The sequence below is a fragment of the Streptomyces sp. 35G-GA-8 genome (genome assembly GCF_023534745.1).
Classification (GTDB): domain Bacteria; phylum Actinomycetota; class Actinomycetes; order Streptomycetales; family Streptomycetaceae; genus Streptomyces.
On the sequence record NZ_JAMHJQ010000010.1, the window covers coordinates 316,679 to 332,557 of the forward strand.

At 67.0% G+C, this 15,879-nt stretch carries 14 protein-coding genes and 5 pseudogenes; 10 read left to right on the top strand and 9 right to left on the bottom strand.

The genetic code is table 11. The features are described from left to right. The first annotated feature begins 307 nt into the window (after nucleotides 1-307). Complete coding sequence (locus tag M1203_RS24665) at nucleotides 308-940, top strand: ATP-binding protein (protein ID WP_249951974.1); 633 nt, start codon at nucleotides 308-310, stop codon at nucleotides 938-940. Between the two features lie 76 nt (nucleotides 941-1,016). Here the strand turns inward: M1203_RS24665 and M1203_RS24670 are convergent. From M1203_RS24670 to M1203_RS24685, 5 genes and pseudogenes are all read right to left on the bottom strand, one after another. Beyond that, nucleotides 1,017-1,139: pseudogene (locus tag M1203_RS24670) on the bottom strand (glycosyl hydrolase family 5); the annotation flags it as partial. A gap of 161 nt (nucleotides 1,140-1,300) precedes the next feature. Continuing rightward, on the bottom strand, nucleotides 1,301-2,188 hold the full coding sequence (locus M1203_RS24675; protein ID WP_249951975.1) for a spherulation-specific family 4 protein: 888 nt from the start codon (nucleotides 2,186-2,188) through the stop codon (nucleotides 1,301-1,303). A gap of 413 nt (nucleotides 2,189-2,601) precedes the next feature. Further along, nucleotides 2,602-3,201 carry an alkaline phosphatase gene (locus M1203_RS24680; RefSeq protein ID WP_249951976.1) on the bottom strand — a complete coding sequence of 200 codons (600 nt, stop codon included), beginning with the start codon at nucleotides 3,199-3,201 and terminating at the stop codon, nucleotides 2,602-2,604. Nucleotides 3,202-3,243: 42 nt separating this feature from the next. Continuing rightward, nucleotides 3,244-3,471: pseudogene (locus M1203_RS39250) on the bottom strand (DeoR family transcriptional regulator); the annotation flags it as partial. Between the two features lie 529 nt (nucleotides 3,472-4,000). Continuing rightward, nucleotides 4,001-4,459, bottom strand: a complete 459-nt coding sequence (locus tag M1203_RS24685; protein WP_249951977.1) for a PPOX class F420-dependent oxidoreductase — start codon at nucleotides 4,457-4,459, stop codon at nucleotides 4,001-4,003. Nucleotides 4,460-4,592: 133 nt separating this feature from the next. Between M1203_RS24685 and M1203_RS24690 the strand changes: the two genes are divergently transcribed. After that, a complete protein-coding gene (locus M1203_RS24690; protein WP_249951978.1) occupies nucleotides 4,593-5,477 on the top strand; it encodes an IS5 family transposase in 885 nt (294 codons plus the stop codon). A 106-nt stretch (nucleotides 5,478-5,583) separates the two neighbouring features. On the opposite strand, the gene M1203_RS24695 is transcribed toward M1203_RS24690, so the two are convergent. Further along, nucleotides 5,584-6,033: a hypothetical protein gene (locus M1203_RS24695; protein WP_249951979.1), complete on the bottom strand. Its 450-nt coding sequence runs from the start codon at nucleotides 6,031-6,033 to the stop codon at nucleotides 5,584-5,586. A 694-nt stretch (nucleotides 6,034-6,727) separates the two neighbouring features. Between M1203_RS24695 and M1203_RS24700 the strand changes: the two genes are divergently transcribed. The 6 genes and pseudogenes from M1203_RS24700 to M1203_RS38795 all read left to right on the top strand — a co-directional run. Further along, the gene (locus M1203_RS24700; RefSeq protein ID WP_249951980.1) at nucleotides 6,728-7,381 is read left to right on the top strand and encodes a DUF1707 domain-containing protein; all 654 of its coding nucleotides are present in this window, start codon (nucleotides 6,728-6,730) and stop codon (nucleotides 7,379-7,381) included. Between the two features lie 113 nt (nucleotides 7,382-7,494). After that, nucleotides 7,495-8,379 (top strand): hypothetical protein, encoded by an 885-nt coding sequence (locus M1203_RS24705; protein WP_249952016.1) that lies wholly within the window; start codon nucleotides 7,495-7,497, stop codon nucleotides 8,377-8,379. Between the two features lie 293 nt (nucleotides 8,380-8,672). After that, nucleotides 8,673-8,807, top strand: coding sequence for a hypothetical protein (locus tag M1203_RS38790; RefSeq protein WP_283958970.1), 135 nt, complete (start codon nucleotides 8,673-8,675; stop codon nucleotides 8,805-8,807). 151 nt (nucleotides 8,808-8,958) lie between these two features. Then, a pseudogene (locus M1203_RS24710) lies at nucleotides 8,959-9,424 on the top strand (ATP-binding protein); the annotation flags it as partial. Between the two features lie 761 nt (nucleotides 9,425-10,185). Then, a pseudogene (locus M1203_RS39065) lies at nucleotides 10,186-10,305 on the top strand (IS110 family transposase); the annotation flags it as partial. A 28-nt stretch (nucleotides 10,306-10,333) separates the two neighbouring features. Further along, nucleotides 10,334-10,476, top strand: a pseudogene (locus tag M1203_RS38795) (transposase); the annotation flags it as partial. 455 nt (nucleotides 10,477-10,931) lie between these two features. Here M1203_RS38795 and M1203_RS24720 read toward each other — a convergent pair. Further along, a complete protein-coding gene (locus M1203_RS24720) occupies nucleotides 10,932-11,726 on the bottom strand; it encodes a helix-turn-helix domain-containing protein (RefSeq protein ID WP_249951981.1) in 795 nt (264 codons plus the stop codon). 187 nt (nucleotides 11,727-11,913) lie between these two features. On the opposite strand from M1203_RS24720, the gene M1203_RS24725 reads away from it, so the two are divergent. Then, on the top strand, nucleotides 11,914-12,855 hold the full coding sequence (locus tag M1203_RS24725) for an SDR family NAD(P)-dependent oxidoreductase (RefSeq protein WP_249951982.1): 942 nt from the start codon (nucleotides 11,914-11,916) through the stop codon (nucleotides 12,853-12,855). An 87-nt stretch (nucleotides 12,856-12,942) separates the two neighbouring features. On the opposite strand, the gene M1203_RS24730 is transcribed toward M1203_RS24725, so the two are convergent. Further along, nucleotides 12,943-13,095, bottom strand: coding sequence for a hypothetical protein (locus tag M1203_RS24730; RefSeq protein WP_249951983.1), 153 nt, complete (start codon nucleotides 13,093-13,095; stop codon nucleotides 12,943-12,945). Between the two features lie 621 nt (nucleotides 13,096-13,716). Here M1203_RS24730 and M1203_RS24735 point away from each other — a divergent pair. Then, complete coding sequence (locus tag M1203_RS24735; RefSeq protein ID WP_249951984.1) at nucleotides 13,717-13,998, top strand: hypothetical protein; 282 nt, start codon at nucleotides 13,717-13,719, stop codon at nucleotides 13,996-13,998. Nucleotides 13,999-14,192: 194 nt separating this feature from the next. On the opposite strand, the gene M1203_RS24740 is transcribed toward M1203_RS24735, so the two are convergent. Further along, nucleotides 14,193-15,773, bottom strand: coding sequence for a polymer-forming cytoskeletal protein (locus M1203_RS24740; protein ID WP_249951985.1), 1,581 nt, complete (start codon nucleotides 15,771-15,773; stop codon nucleotides 14,193-14,195). Nucleotides 15,774-15,879: the final 106 nt, after the last annotated feature.

Sequence of the window (15,879 nt, forward strand, 5' to 3'; positions counted from 1 at the left end):
AAGCAACGGGGTGCGGCGTTCACAGGGTACGGAAGCCGGGTGTACGGCGCGGAGTCGCCCTCTCGTGCTACCGGGGCGCGACCCCCGTACCGCCGACACCCCACACACAACGATCAAGGGACGTGAGCAGTTCGGCGCGGCCAAGCGCCTTGTTCCGGCCCGCGTACCGGCAGGTCGTCGCGGTCTTCTACGTGCGGCATCGCACCGAGAGCCGCCGGAACCGGCCCTGGAGAGCCGACGGACACGCGCCGACGGACACGCGTCAAGGGCGTCGACCGCGAGGCCCTCGGCGTCGCGGTGTGTGTCAGTGGTTCAGCGGGTCGCGCCCGGACACGGCGACCACGGCACCGATGGATTGCGCCGCCACGGTGGTGGCAACACCGCGATCAGTACACTGGAACGCACTGCCGAGGCGCTTCGGCCTCGGTTTCGAGGGGTGCGCATGAAAGAGTCTCCGGGCCACCGGTTCATCGGGCGCGCCGATGAACTGGGAATCCTGTGGAAGGCGGCGCGGGACGCGGTCCGGGAGAATCCCCGGGTCGTCATCGTCTCGGGGGCGGCGGGCATGGGCAAGACGGCTCTCGTCAACCGCTTCACGGCCGAGGCCGGCGAGGAATTCATGATCGTCAGAGCACGGGACGTACCACCGAAAACCGACCTCCCCTTCTACACGGTCACCGGACTCCTCGCCGACGGCGGCGCGGAGAGCTCACCGCGACATCGGTACGCCCCCTCCCCTGCCCAGCCTTCGGTGCTCAGCATGGGCGGGGCGGTCATCGAACTCCTCGGCTCGTCGGGCGGGCCGTCACGAAGAAGACGGCCACACCGCGGGAGTCGGCATAGCGGGGTGGAAGCTGCCAACGGCTCATGGATGGTGATCGCGAACGAGTTGTCATGCTCGTGCCCCATCATGAATGCTCGGCGGCATTCTTTCCACTGATCGGTAACTCCTGTGTCCGAAACGCTCGGTGAGGGTGAGCGTTTCGGCCGACCGGCGACGCCGCTCGGATGGATCAGCCTGTGTTCACCTCGGAGGAGAAGGAGTTGACCTTGAGGCCTGCTCCGCCCTCCCACGGTTCGAAGCCCGCTTGGACGCTCGTGAGGTACCACGAGGAGTCACCGAAGCCGCGGCTGAGGGCGGGCAGCAGGGTGTGGACGGCAGTTCGCGTGGAGAGTTTCATCGCGTTCTTCCCATCATGTGGGGATGACATGGAATGGCTCATGACCTGCGAGGACTCATGACCTGTCAGGACTCGTGATCTGTCAGGACTGGGACTCACCGTGGGAGAAGGGGGGGAGATCAGCGCCGGGCCGCACCGCCACCAGCAAGGTCGATCTCGGTGTTCCAGTACGCGTCCGGAGGCAGCGTGTCCCAGGGATTCTTGTCCGCCATGGTGTCCGGGGTGACATAGACATGCCCGGCATTGCGCCGGCGTGAGAGTTCCATGACCTCACGCATCCGGCCCTCGTCCGGGACGTCATAGACGAGGTGCCAGACCTTGCCGGAGGGAGCGCCGCTCTCCCATGCCTCCGGCTGGTGACCGCGGTAGGAGTTCTCATCGCCCTCGAAGGTGACCAGGGTGTCGGCGGCCTCGGCATAACACTCCTCGACACCGGTCCCCGGGTTGTCGACGACCACCGCGTCGTCGCCATAGCGGCTCTCGACGTAGTTCTTCAGCTCGATGTACCGGGCGACGTCGGTGTTTCCGGAACCGCATCGCGCCATGCCCTCGTCGAAGAAGATGCCGCCGAGCCCCGCTCCGCCGTAGAGCCGGTACCAGACGTCGACATCGGATTTGATCTGCCGCATCCACTCGCCCGGGTCCGTGGAGCCGGACCGCGTGGTCATGCCAGTGGTGCCGAAATAGCCGGTCGCCACATAGCCGATGACGGAGATGCCGGCGGCGTCGGCCTTCTTGATGGCGGCGGTGTACTGGTCATCACCGTCGCCGGGGCCGTTGTACGGGTTGGCGACCGCGAGCCCCACCCCTGTGCCGGCCCGGGTGAGCCGGTCCCACAGTGGGCCGGGATAGAAGTAGGCGGGTACGGAGATCTTCTGGGAGCCCGCCCGAGTGGCAGTGCCCGCAGGCGCCTCCGGCGCGGCAAGGGCCGGAGCCGCGCACAGGGTGAGCACTCCGGCGGCGGCGAGCACGGCGCACATCAGGGAGCGCCTGGAATGCGACGTCATGGTGAACCTCTTTCGTGGGGGGGATACCGATGGTCGAGTGCGCGTCTGTCGCGGGCGCGATCAGCCATCGGCCGGTCGGTGGGGCTATGAGGCGACCGCCCGCTGATGGGGCTGTGGGGGGGCGTGCCGCACTGCGGACGAGAGCGACCGACTGGAGCGTGACTTCGGAAGGTTCGTTCGTGCCTACAACAGCCCTTCCGCCGACCACAGCAGGGAGTTCGGAAGCGCTCCCGCACACTCCAGGAGCCGCCTGTCCGGCTCACAAGACCGATAGTGACGCACCATCACATCCTTTCGGGAAATTGATCGACGACAATTCCGGCCTCGTTCGACAATGCGCACTCCCGTTGATCGTTGTCACCCCCGCCGTGTCCGGGGATGGGGACCGTTACCTCTGCGAGCCGAGCAAAAGATCAGCCGAACCGAACGCGGCCGTCGTCGGCTGTCGGGGGAACGACCACGGCGGTGGTCGTCACACCTGTCTTCCGAAGAGCGGCGACGATGGCGGGATCCGCACGCGAGTCGGTCACGATGGTGTGGACGAAACCGATGTCGGCGACTTTCGCGTGATGCGCCCTACCCAGTTTGGAACTGTCGGCGACGACAATCTTGTGCTCGGCTCGCTCCAGCATGACGCGGTCGATCTCCGCCCCACGGGAGCTGTGCCGCGTGATTCCGGCTCCAGGACTGATGCCGTCCGCACCGATGACCGCGAAGTCGAAGTGGTATGAGCGCAGCGATTCCTCGGCGCCCTTCCCGACAAGGTCGTTGGAGAGAAACCTCGCGGTTCCTCCGGTGACGACGACATGGACCAACTGACGCGCCGTAAGGGACGCCGCCGTGTCCAGGCCGTTCGTCACGACCGTCAGATCCGACCGGGTGGCCAGACTCTTGGCGACGAAATCCATTGTGGTGCCCCCGCTCAGTGCCATGGTGAGCGGACGGTAAGGGATCAAGGACGAGGTCAGGGCCCCGATGCGGCGCTTCGCCTCGGTGTTCTGGGAGTGCCTCACGCTCGTCGGGAGCTCCGCGCCGCGCCGAGCCGCGGTGACCTTCCCATACGAGCGGCGAACGAGTCCCGTTTCCTCCATCAGCGCCAGATCCCGCCGGATTGTGGCCCCGGAGACTCCGAGGGCCTGGGGAAGGAAACGAACCCGCAGCTCGCCGCGTTGTGACAGAAGCTTGAGAACTATCGAAATACGCTGGTCACGTTTCCTGTCGGTCATCGGCTGCTCCGCCGAATCCGCGAGCAGGGAATCCCGCCGGATCCACCAGAAATCCATGTGGTCCGCTTGTCAGGGTTTGAATCCCCCGACCGATCGAGGATTGAATCTTGGTCACCAGAATTCATGGAGTTTTCCGTGTGGCCGTACCGGCGGCGGTGTCCCGCCACGAAGCGATGGACGTGATCGAGCGAACTGGGCGTTTGAGGGCGACACGTATTCACGGCCCCGGGAATCGGGGACGTATGGCGCCCCGCATGTGCGCGGCGGTCCCACGACAGCGGGGCGGTGTTCACGTCGGCCGACGCGGGATGCGCCGACCGACCGCAACTCTCTCCTGCGCACTCTCCGAACGGACCAGGGAAAATCCCTAGTGCCCTGAGGCGGAGATCATTCGCTGGACTGGCGTGCTCCTCTTTTGTCCAGGTCTGCCCCCCGGTCCGAACATGCCCTGATGCCCTGGCGTACGCGCGGATGAGCCGTTGATACGGGGCGATCACGCCCGGCGGACCCTGGGGTCCGCCGGCAGGCGACCGGCCTCGTAGCGGCCATCACTGAGCGGCCGTGAGCAGCACGGCCCTGACATGTCCTAACCGTTGATGTCGAGTGCCGTCCCGTAGAGTCGATCCACCTTGAGCCGGATGACCACCCGGCGCTCGGCCACCAGCTCCGCCAGGAACGCGTCCTCGTCCGCCGGCTTCAAGGCATTCCGAAGCATGTCGAGCAGTTCCCGCCCGACCGCGTCACCTGGTGTGGTCGTGACCTCAGAAACCTCGGCCTCGCCCTCGGCGACGGCGAACGACCACACATCGCCGCCCGGCACATGCAGGGCCGCGCGCGGATCGCGCCGCACGTGGTTGACCTTGACGCGGTCCGCCGTGGTGGAGAACCGCACGATGCGGGCTTCAGGGTCCCAGTTGTAGAGCATGGTGGTCAGATGAGGATGGCCACTGCGTTTGTTGGTGGCGAGGGTGCCGAACTGCTCTCTGCTCAGCAGGTCGGAGAGGGCTTCGTCGGACAGGGTACGAGGTGCGGGGCCTTTTGTCATGACGTAAGCAACTTCCTTACCTGGCCCGGCATTCCCCCGCAGGCTGCAACCTGCCCGTCAACTTTCTCGACCGGCCCTAGGGCCTGTCCGATGGGTCGCGTGACGCTCCCGCTGGGCACTCGTTCCGTGGGACATGGGGCGGGGAGATCTTTCGGATGAAGAGTGGGCTCGTCTGGAGCCGCACTTGCCGACGAATCGCGGGCGGGGTGGACGCTGGCAATCCCACCGTCGTGTGATCAACGGGATTCTGTTCCGGCAGCGGACCGGCCTCCCCTGGCGGGACCTGCCTCCCTGCTTCGGTAGCTGGAAGACGGTTCACGATCGTCATCGCAGGTGGTCGGCGGACGGCACGTGGGAGAGAATCCTGCGGGCCGTCCAGGCCGACGCCGATGCCGAGGGCCGGATCGACTGGAGCATGGTCAGCGTCGATTCCACTACCTGCCGCGCTCATCAGCACTCGGCTGGTGCCTCCACCCGTGCCCCGAACATCCCGGGTCGGCGCAGGAGCCCGGGGCGTCACCGTCCCGATGAGGCCCTGGGACGCTCGCGAGGCGGGCTCACGAGCAAGATCCACCTTGCGGGAGAGGGCGGGCTCCGCCCGCTCGGGTTTGTCATCACGCCCGGCCAGTGGGGGGACGCACCACAGATGATTCCCGTCCTGGAAGAGATCCGTGTGCCCCGGCAGGTTGGCGGACGACCGCGTACTCGGCCCGACCATGTCGGGGGAGACAAGGCGTACTCATCACGCCGTAATCGGCGTCATCTGCGCAGACGCCAGATCAAGCACACGATCCCCGAGCCGAGAGACCAGCGGGCCAACCGCCGGCGCCGCGGCAGCCAAGGAGGTCGGCCCACAGGCTTCGACAAGACGATCTACCGCCGCCGCAACGAGGTCGAGCGGACCATCAACCGGCTCAAGAACTTCCGAGCCGTCGCCATGCGCTTCGACAAACGGGCGTACGTCTTCCACGGGACGGTCACCGTGGCCGCGATCCGCCTATGGCTGCGTCCGCAGTGAAACGCCTCGTTGCGTGCTTATCGGCACCTGGGTAGTGGTGGCGCAGTTCGCTGAGTGGGCGCGCGTCGACAGCCCTGACGTCCCAAGATGAGCTGTCGAACCCGGTCTACCAGGGTGAGCGGGTGTCGCGGCATGCCTCTGGGGTCTGCTCGGGCAGAGCTGTGTCTTGGTCGGTGCGCAGCAGCATGCCCGGGTCGGGTTCGAAGTCCTCATTGGGCGGTGCCGGCTGGTGGAAACGCTCGGTGCGCGGAATGCCGACTTCCACCAGCCGGCTCTCCTGGAACATCCATAGCCCAAAGCAGTCGTCGTCCTGGTCGCGAAGCAGAACTTGCACCGTATGCGGATGCGGCCACGGCAGCGACTCCAGGTGCCTGAGCAGGCCCTTGCGGGCACGCATTTTTTCGAACTCCAGGGCCCACCCGAACTCGTAGCCCCAGTGCCCCGCTATCGGGACGAAGTGACCTCGCCACGTGCGTTCCGGGTCGTCATGGGTCAGCGGTTCCATCACCTCGTCCGACCAGCGGGCGAGCACGATGACCTCGGCGTCTCTACTCATGCCGGAGTATCCCCGCATCCGCCTGATCCACCGCAACCAAATTCCTTGCCCGGCCGACGCAGGCAAGGGTGGGCAGATTGGCGACGAACTCTCAGTGCCAGCGAGCCCGACGACGGCGCCTTCAGAGAAGCTCATTTGTACCTAAGCCACGGCCCTGATCAGGGGCACACGATCCATCGGACAGCCCCTAGGCGGCGGTGGTCGCGGTACCGAGGACGGTGACGAGATAACCCATATGCCGCGGAGCGCACCCCGCCAGAATCTCCGCACCCCCGTCTCGACACTCGGCTACTCGCCACCAAGGCTGCACGGCAAGGGGATCCGAGGCACGTCTCTCACGTACCCGCACCAACTCCACGCTCTCCAGCGGGATCGGGCGACGGTGCAGGTCCGCTACCTCGGTGGGCGACGCGTCAAGGGTCGTGCGGGAAGCGGACAGGAAGATGACCGCCGTCCGACAGTACGGGCGGTCGCCGAGAAGACATGCCTCAAACGTGACCAGGAATCCGAGCGGCTACAGGTGCCAGATCCACTTCTCACGCTATCGAGGCCCAGCGCACGCGGTACACCGGGGGCCCACAGATGTCCGCTCACAGAGAGCTTGGCCGGTTCTCATATCGCGATATAGCGTTAGTCTTTCAGTCGCGCCGCTCGCAGCGTCGCGCGAAGACGTCGACAGGACCAGGACGGAAGCATGTCGGGAGAGATCTCGCCCACCGGAAAGCGCTCCGGCCCCGGTTCGTCGCCCGAACTGCGGGCATCGCATGCGGACCGCGACCGGGTGGTGGATGTGCTGCGCGTCGCGGCCGGGGACGGGCGGTTGACCGCGGCCGAGTTGGACGAGCGCCTGGAGGCTGCCCTGTCGGCGCGGACCCTCAGCGAACTGACCCCGCTCACCGCCGACCTGCCGCCCGTATCGACCTCGGCCGGCACGGCCGTGGCGGACGTCAAGGATGTGCTCCGGATCGACCAGCGGTTCAGTGCGGTCGAACGTGCGGGGCGCTGGGTGGTGCCGCGGCGGATGGAGCTCGCGGCGGAGTGGTGCGAGGTGACGCTCGACTTCACTCAGGCGGTGATCACGCAGGACACCTTTCGGATCGACGTGGACATGCGCGGCAAGACCCTGACGCTGATCACCAAGCCGGGCATCGTGGTCGATGCCGATGCCCTGACACTGGAACACAGCAAACTCACGTTCCGCCAGGCTCCGGACTCCGGTACGCCGATCACGCTGCGAGTGGAACTGGTCGGCAGTAAGAGCTTTGGCCGCGTCGTGGTGCGCCCGCCACGTCGGACGTTCGGACAGTGGCTGCTGCGCAAGCCCGCCTCTCCCGCCGTCGGCGGCTGACTCCACAGGGACGGAGTGCGAGAGGCCCGTCGGCGAGTAGCGGTCGGTGGGGCGCGGTCTGCGAATATGGGTGCGACATGTTCGTGTGCCCGTGAGGTGATCCTTTGAGGAAGGTGGCGCTGCGCCCCCACGCGCTGTTGCCTCGGCAGTACGACCACCGCAGGGTCCTGGCGACCACGGTGGATGCCTGGGACAGGACTCTCTGGCTGATCTGCCCCGACGCGGAACTTGTGCCGCGATCGTACGGAAGCCCGTATCCCTCCCCGCGAAACTACCCCTACGACGCGCTTCTGGTCACCGCCGACCGCGGCACCGTACGCCAACGTACGCTGCACGACGTGAGCGTGCGGCCCACCCGCGTGGACGCTCTGCCCAATGGACGGGTGATCCTGCTGGCAGGACGGGCACTCCAGGGGGAGCGCAACGCACAGGTGTACGGCCAGGATGGACGACGCCGACACGCCTTCCGGATGGGGGACGCCATCGAGTTCATGATGGCGGACCGACGGAACCATGTCTGGAGTGCCTACTTCGATGAAGGCGTCTATACCGACCCCATCAGCGCCGCCGGCCTGGTGCGCTGGGACAGTGGAGGCCGTCAGGAATGGCGGTACGCGGCTCCCGAGGACGTCGAATGCATCGACACGGTCTATGCATTCAACGTAGCTGACGGTGCGGCCTGGGCCAGCTACTACCCGACCTTCCCACTGTTGGAAGCCCGCACGGACGGGCAGACCCATATCCGGGCGTCGCCCGTGGCCGCTCCCCGCGGACTGGCCGTACACGGGGAGGAGATCATGATGCTCGGCGGGAACCGACAGCACGACCGGCTCCACCTCTGCCGCACGACCGGACACGAAGTCCTACTGGTCGAAGAAGCGCAACTCACCCGCCCCGACGGCGCTCCGCTCAAACAGTACTCGCGCCCCATTGGACGGGGACGCCATCTGTATCTTCGCGGTTCATCAGCCAGGCAGTGGTTCGTGATCGGCATATAGGTGGGTGTTGGGCCCCTTAGGGTTTCAGAACACCCGCGATGAATAGCCCGCGGATCCGCCAGCCAAGGCTCTCAGCGAAGGTTAAACAGCAATCTCAGCTTGTCCTAGCCTTCCAAGCATGGGTCTGAGCTGGCCCTTCGTAATATCAGCGGGGCTCGCGACGTGGCCGACCAACCGGCCTCACCGGGCCTACGAGGCCAGTGCCCTGCGCTCGCTGTTCGGGACGCTCAAAGCCGAGCGGCTGATCTACGGCAACCCGATGCGCGGCATCGAGGGCGGCAGACCTCACCACCATGATTCCCGCCTCGCTCACCACGGAGGAGGTGGATGTCGTCGCTCAGACTGCTCCGCAGGATCCGGCCCTGCGGGTGGTCGTCGCCCTCTGCGGGATCCATGCGCTGGCGGCTCACCAGAGCCGCACCTGCTGATCAGCCGGAAGCAACCATGCACGTCTCTGCACGAGTGCCGGCTCGCACACCTTCCGCCGAACACCAGGCCGCTGCCCTCGGTGACGCCCCATGACCAGTTGCTCCGCCGCCACCGCACCAGTGGCAGCACCCAGGGTGAGGGAGAAGCCCAGTGACCCTGCCCCGCCAACGGAACATGACCGAGCAAGCCGCCGACGCCGCCATCGACACCGCCTTCCGTCTCCTGCGACTGCCGACGATCCGCGCCGAGTTCCCCGACATCGCAACCTCGGCGGCAAAGGACCAGATGACCTACTGCGGCTTCCTCGCCGAACTGCTGATGGCCGAATGCGACGACCGGGCCCGGCGCCGCTCGGAACGGCGGATCAAGGCGGCCGACTTCCCGCGGGAGAAGTCCCTGCAGGCGTTCAACTTCGACGCCAACCCGAACATCGACCCCGCCACCATCCACACCTTCGCCACAAAGCCGGTCAACGAGCTGGTCGAGGCCGCCGACGAGAAGCAGCTGAACAAGACCATCGCCCGCTACGGCCACGTCGATCTCCTCACCTTCAACGGCACCATCGTCGGAGACCGGCACCGACTCCTACCGCCTCTCCACCACCCGCGCCCGCGCCGCAACAGCACGCCGCTGCCCGCCGCGTTCGTGGGCGGCAGGCAGCGCAGTTTCAACACGACCGGCCAGAAGCATCAAAGTCGTCATCGCATTGACCGGTTCGACAGCACACAGGCAGCCACTCAGCCGCGATCTCGCGAACCCGCTGCAGGCGAGCCCTGTCGGGCTCTATCACAGTCAGAATCTCGAACGCGGTGCCGGCGGTACCGGGCGATCGGTTCGACATCACCTCCTCATAGAGGAGCCAAATGCCTTGCGCAGCAAGGGCCCGACACAGCTCCGGAAGATCGAATCCCTTCCGAGCAGACCTCCAATCCGTCCCCTCTCCTGCGACCATGCGCTGGAGGAGGTCAAGGAACCATGCACGTGCTGACGGCGCCGCCTCGTCGGCGAGGGCCGCCAGTGCAACGGACGTCACCGCAGGCGCGGGTTCCCATAGGACCGCCGGCGACCAGGCATGCCCTTCGAGACTGACATGGAGCGGCCTCTGCTCGGGTCCATGCCCCGCGAGCTGCAGCAGATACCCCGCAAGATGCACTGCCGAGTCGCCACATCCGCAGAGCATGCCCTTCCAATTCTGCCGGGCGATCTCCATCTCGATCAGTCGCATAGCTCACAGACCCTAGACGCTTCCCGGCAGAACGACGACACGCCGAGTACTGTCAGAACTCGCAAGCATCGCGAAGTCGGTGGACCGGCGACTGCTGCGCAAACTCACCGACAAACGCTGCCCCCAGAAGTGACCAGAGCCACTTGTGGGCGGTGGACATCAGCCATGGCGGCGCCGCGCTGCTGAGCGGCCTCCTGCTCAGCCACCGGCAGCCGATGGTCTACATCACTGGCCTCGCCGTGCACCAGGCGTCGACGGCCTACCGCAGTCAGGCCAAGACGGATGAGAGGGACGCGTTCGTCATCCGTCGCCGCGCTCGAATCCGGGCGCACGTCGTGGTGCCAGCTGCTGTACGTAGTCCCCCTCGGGCCCGAGGGGGACGTTGCCGGGTCACCGCCGTCCAGGTCCGCCGCGTGGTGCAGAATCTGGTCGCGGGCGGGCGGGCGGGGGCACCAAGGCTACGCGGACATCCCCAAGTGAGCCGGTCCTGGCGGAGGAACACCGAACCGATGACATCGCCCGGACCCGGTGGCCAGGCGCCGGGCCTGCCAGGTCGTACGGGGGGGGCGAGCAGCCATCGGACCAGAGAGAAGCGGACACGGCCCGTGCTGGACGCGGTCGCCCCGTTGGGATGGGGCTGCGAGGCGCCGCCCGGGTCGGGGCAGTCAGGGGTGATCGGTCTCGTGTCGGCCACGGTGCGAGTCTCACGGCCTGCCCGGGCAGCGCGCGCAATCAGAAGCGGCCTGTGGTGCCCCGGCAGTCCAGCCCCCACGACGCAACATCTATCCGACGGCGGCCGTGGTCGAGAGCCGCTGACGATGTCGCCTGCTGACCTGCCTCGGGCTCACCAGCGGCGCAGGTCCTTGCGGAGTTCCCGTGGTGTCGGGGGTTGGGTGGGTCAGGTGTGGTGGGGGGTGAAGAGCATGACCCAGTGGTCGTTCTCGGGGTCGTGGAGCATTTCGCTGTCGAAGGTGAGCGAGCCCTTTATCGGGTGGTTGACGTGTTTCATCGCGGAACTCCAGGTCCCGATCTCCCCCTTCTGCCAGTGACGGTCGAACTCGGAGTTGTTTGCCGAGAGTTCGCGGAACAGGGAGCGGAGATACTCGTCTTCCGGGTAGTGGCTGAGCGCTTTGCGGAGTTCGGCGGTGGCCACCCGGGCCAGTTGTTCGGCCCCTTCGTTCCCGAGTACTTTGTCGAGTCCCGTTGCGGTGAAGGCCTGGTAGGCGATGTTGCGGCCGTAAGGTCCGTCGTCGAAGAGGGACCCGAACAGGTCCGCGGCGGCGGTGTTGAAGGCGAGCATGTCGAGACGGCCGTCGTGGATGGTCACCGGCATGACGTCGTTCAGGCCGTCGAGTAGCTGCTGGAGGCCGGGGCGGATCTCGGTGGCAGGTGCCCGCGATGGCGGGTGGCGCTCGCCGGCGAGGCGAAAGAGGTGGTCCCGTTCGGCGTTCGAGAGCCGGAACGCTCGGGCCAGCGCGGTGAGGATCTCCCGCGACGGGCGAGCGGCGCGGCCCTGTTCGAGGCGGGTGTAGTACTCGACCGAGATGCCCGCGATGTCGGCGAGTTCCTGACGTCGCAGACCCGGGACACGCCGGTGGGACAGAGGGGAGGCTCCGGGCCGATCCCGGGGCGCCATCTGGGAGCGGTGGTGATGCAGGTACTCGCCCAGACCTGACCGCTCGTCTCCCCGCATGGATTCATTGTCCCTCCCCGTGGGGCGGGCTTCCGGTCGGAGTGTGGCCCTGTGGGTACCAGGCTCGAGACGGTCTCCCTGACCATCGGAGGCTGCGTCAGGGTCGGTGGTGACGCAGAACGCGGACGTCGACGCGGGTCGACGCCACCGCCGGCACCCACCCGACCCCGGCCCAGGAGACTCCCCCATGACCACAGCCAACCGATCCCTGATCATGACCGGTGCCACCCGAGGGATCGGACTGGAGGCCGCGCGGGACGTCCTCAGACGCCGCCCCGACACCCACCTGGTCGTTCTCGGACGGGCCTCCTCCGCCGCCGAGACACTGCCGGGCCTGCGGGAGATCTCCCCACACGTCTCACACGTCGACATCGATCTGGCGAGCAAGGCCAGCATCGCCGCCGCCGGCGCGCGCCTGGAAGACCTCCTCGACTCCGGCGCCCTGCCTCCGCTGTGGGGCCTGGTCTTCAACGCGGGTGTGCACCTGTCCAACGCGTTGGAGGCCACGGTCGACGGTTACGAGCGGACCTTCGCCGTGAACGTCATGTCCACCCACCAGCTCCTGCGGCAACTCCACCCCCACCTTCACCCACCGGCCCGCATCGTCGTCACGGTCAGCGACGCCCACTTCGGCGACCTCCGGCACACCGGAGGAACCATGCCCTCGCCCCGGTGGGCCATCCCGGACATCTCCCGACCCGGAGCGTTCAACCGCTCGGGGAACGTCCGAGCCGGTCGCCGTGCCTACGTCACCAGCAAACTCGGCGGCATTTACCTGGTCCACGAGTGGTCCCGCCGCCTGCCCGAAGGCGTCGACATCATCGCGTACAACCCCAGCCTCGTCATCGGAACCGGACTCGCCCGAGAAACCGGCGGCGCGTTCCCCTTCCTGATGCGGAGAATCGTCCCGATACTGTCGGCCACACCCCTGGTAGACACCCCCGCCCCCGCGGGCAAGAAACTCGCCGACGCCATCCTCGGCGCCACCCCCGCCCCGACCGGCGCCTACATCCACCGAACCAAAGCCATGCCGTCTTCCGCCGAGTCCTACAACCCCGACCGCGAACACGCCCTCTGGAACTGGCTGGAACAACTCCCACGGGAACAGACCCCACGAACAACCAACTGACAAACCGACAAGGCCCTGCTCTCGTAGAGCACGGCCGGGTGGCGAGTAGCCCTGTGCAGCGTGCTGGGCTGCGGTCTCGGCGATCCATCAGCGCCGAGCATCGGCTACGAGGGCGTGGACGCGGTTCGCGTACTCGCGGCGGGCCTCGCGCTGTGCCGGGATCACCGAGGGGTTCGGGCTGCCGTCGAGCACCTGGAAGCGCGAAAAGTTGGCGGTGGACGGCGGGGGTGGCGCTGACACGCGGGCTGTAGCCCTGGCCGCGCCGTACGGTCACCCCTTGGTCGAGCGCGGCCCGCTCGGCGGGCTCCCGGTCGGCCGCGCGGAAGGAGTCCGCGACCTGCCCGGCATGTCGAGGGTGACTGGCAGCTCCGGAGCGGGGTGCAGCAGCGCCGGGGCCGCACCATCGAGGGGCTGGGCGTCTCGTCCACGGCGAGACCGTCGGGGACCGTTGTGGGCGAGTACCGGGTGTACAGAACGGTGGGAACACCCTCGAGGTGCTCGGGCGGATGCGTTCGGATCGAGTGATGCGCAAGCCTGTCCCGGTGCCGCGGATCTCGCCGCCGCAGGGTGAACGGCCCCCAGAAGCACGGCAAGGAGTTCCGCTTCGCCAAACCTCAGTCCTGGGGCGAGCCGGACGCGGCCACCGTGCGGGTCACCGACCGCTATGGCGCCGTGCAGACCCCTGCTTGCCCTGCCCGGCCGCGCTCCACAACCTTCACGCCCGGGCTCGGGACAGCCTCCCGGCTCCAAGAACAAACGACCAGCCACCCGCTACGACGTAGGCAAGAGCGTCAACCGCCCTGAGACCCTCACCGAACGCGATCGGCTCAGAGGCTGGAGATCAAGCTCTAGGGTCACGGTATGACGAGAACAATCATATGGCTCCTCGCGTGCGCCGGGTTCGGTGTGACCCTGTGGCTGCTGACCAGCGCACCCGACATCAGCTCGGGCTACCCCCTTTCAAAGTGCCACGCCGTCCTCGGCACCGAATGGAGCCCCGGCTACGGGTCGATGGAGAAAGGAGTGGAGGCGACGTGTGCCTCCTTCCAGACACGACGCCTGGGGTGGGCAGTGCTGGTGTCGGTGCCGACGACGGCGCTGGCCGCGGCGGGAATGCGCAAGCGGGGCGACCAAGCTCGTTGAGGTCCCGCACCTTAACGAACAAGCTGAGCGTCCTGGCTCACCTACCACCGGTACCCGCATGGGATGGCCCCGAGGACCAGTCGTCGACGGCGTCACCGTCGAGCCTGACGCCCCGCCTTCCTACGGCTGCCTCGGCCTATGGCCGCCCTGCCGGACCCGGGGGGGCCGGCAGGGCGGCCGTCGTACCCTGGCCGTCAGTTGTCGGAGTGGAATGCCCCGTGGACGCGCAGATTGCTGTTGACCGCCACCAGGTCGTCATTGGTGTGCATGATCCACTTGTCGGTGCCGTTGCGGACCGACAAGTGCCCGTTGGCGTTCACCTTCCCGATGAACAGCGACTGCTCCTGGACGCGCAGGCCTCCGTTGACCGATATCAGGGCGTCGTTGGTGTGCAGGATCCAGTGGCTGCCGCCACGGACCGACAGATGCGCGTTGGCGTTCACCTTGCCTGAGAACACGGACTCCCCGTTGACGTCGAGATCCCCGTTGACAGTGAGGTCATCACCGATGACGGTCTTTCCGGCGGACCGCAGTCCGCCCAGGACATCCGCCCTGCCGTTGACGGAGAGGTCACCGCCGATGGTGGCCTTGCTCGCGACGAGCAGCTCATCGAGTTCCAGCTTGCCGTTGACGGTGAGATCACCATCGACCACGGCGTTCTGAGCAGCGTGCAGCTCACCGCCCGCATCCACCCGGCCGTTGACCGAGAGGTCGCCGCCGATCGTGGCCGTGCGAGCGACGAGCAGCTCATCCAGTTCCAGCTTGCCGTTGACGGTGAGATCACCATCGACCACGGCGTTCTGAGCAGCGTGCAGCTCGCCTCCCGCGTCCACCCGGCCGTTGACGGAGAGGTCTCCCTTCACCTGCGCCTGGCCGGTGTTCAGGTCCCTCAGTTCCGCCTTGTCGGCTGTGAGGGATCCCTGAGCGTTGGACGCGTCGCGGATCTCCGCCCCCTGCGCGGTGAAGTAGATCTTCCCCTTGTCCGTGGTGCCCTCGACCCACGGAGAGTGCACTCCATCGGTTGCGGTCACGCTCTCGAACTCGGGGCTGCGCAGGTGGACGGTGGTGGTGAGGAAGTAGCCCGGCTGCTGCTGGGCGGGGGAGGTGGCTATCAGGGTGTAGGTGGCGTCCCGCTTGGGTTCCTCGCCCGGCTGCGGCGACCACTCCCAGCCGGTCGTCTTCCTCTGCGGTGCGGATGGTGAGGGGCCGTCCGGGCCCTGAATCCGGTAGATGAGGGCATCGGGGCCATCCCACCGTAGGACGACGTCCGTGCCCGCGGCCACCAGAGACTGCTTCGGACGGAAGTTGCGCGGCACCTTGGGAGCCTGCTTCAGCAGGCTCAGCGTCACGGGGGACTCCTCCTTCCAGGGCCCATTCCACACCGTCTCTGTCATCCGCAGCAGGACCGACCCCGGTGTGCTGGAGACCGGGAAGCCCTCCAGCACCAGGACCATGGAACCGGCCGCCGCGAACACCCGGCCGGGCCCGGGGGTCAGGGTGCAGACACCTGTCGTGCTGTCACAGACGGCTGTCGGCTCGTCCCCCGGTTTCGTCGCGTTGTTGTGCTCGATCCGTGCCCTGATCGCCTTCGGATCGGGCGTCAGGGCATCGGCCTGCTGCCCGACGGGCACATGCACGGTTATCGAGTCCCAGGCCATGTCCTTGTTCTTCGGGTTGGACACGACGATGTAGACCGCTCCCTGGGATATTTCGGCCGCCTCCGGCACCTGGAGCGGAGCCGGGTCGGTGAGGATGTCGTAAACGAGATAAGCCACCGCTGAAAACCCCCCTGGTTTCTGGTGTGCGTACGCCTGCCCCCCCCATGGGGCCAGTCCACTACGGTCCATACTGGGTCCCACTGGACAGCCCAAGAACCCCGAT

Bases quoted from the DNA above. Each gene is read 5' to 3' on its own strand.
- M1203_RS24675 (WP_249951975.1), bottom strand. From the start codon at position 2,188: ATGACGTCGCATTCCAGGCGCTCCCTGATGTGCGCCGTGCTCGCCGCC.
- M1203_RS24685 (WP_249951977.1), bottom strand. From the start codon at position 4,459: ATGACAAAAGGCCCCGCACCTCGTACCCTGTCCGACGAAGCCCTCTCC.
- M1203_RS24690 (WP_249951978.1), top strand. From the start codon at position 4,593: ATGGGGCGGGGAGATCTTTCGGATGAAGAGTGGGCTCGTCTGGAGCCG.
- M1203_RS24695 (WP_249951979.1), bottom strand. From the start codon at position 6,033: ATGAGTAGAGACGCCGAGGTCATCGTGCTCGCCCGCTGGTCGGACGAG.
- M1203_RS24700 (WP_249951980.1), top strand. From the start codon at position 6,728: ATGTCGGGAGAGATCTCGCCCACCGGAAAGCGCTCCGGCCCCGGTTCG.
- M1203_RS38790 (WP_283958970.1), top strand. From the start codon at position 8,673: ATGATTCCCGCCTCGCTCACCACGGAGGAGGTGGATGTCGTCGCTCAG.
- M1203_RS24720 (WP_249951981.1), bottom strand. From the start codon at position 11,726: ATGCGGGGAGACGAGCGGTCAGGTCTGGGCGAGTACCTGCATCACCAC.
- M1203_RS24725 (WP_249951982.1), top strand. From the start codon at position 11,914: ATGACCACAGCCAACCGATCCCTGATCATGACCGGTGCCACCCGAGGG.
- M1203_RS24735 (WP_249951984.1), top strand. From the start codon at position 13,717: ATGACGAGAACAATCATATGGCTCCTCGCGTGCGCCGGGTTCGGTGTG.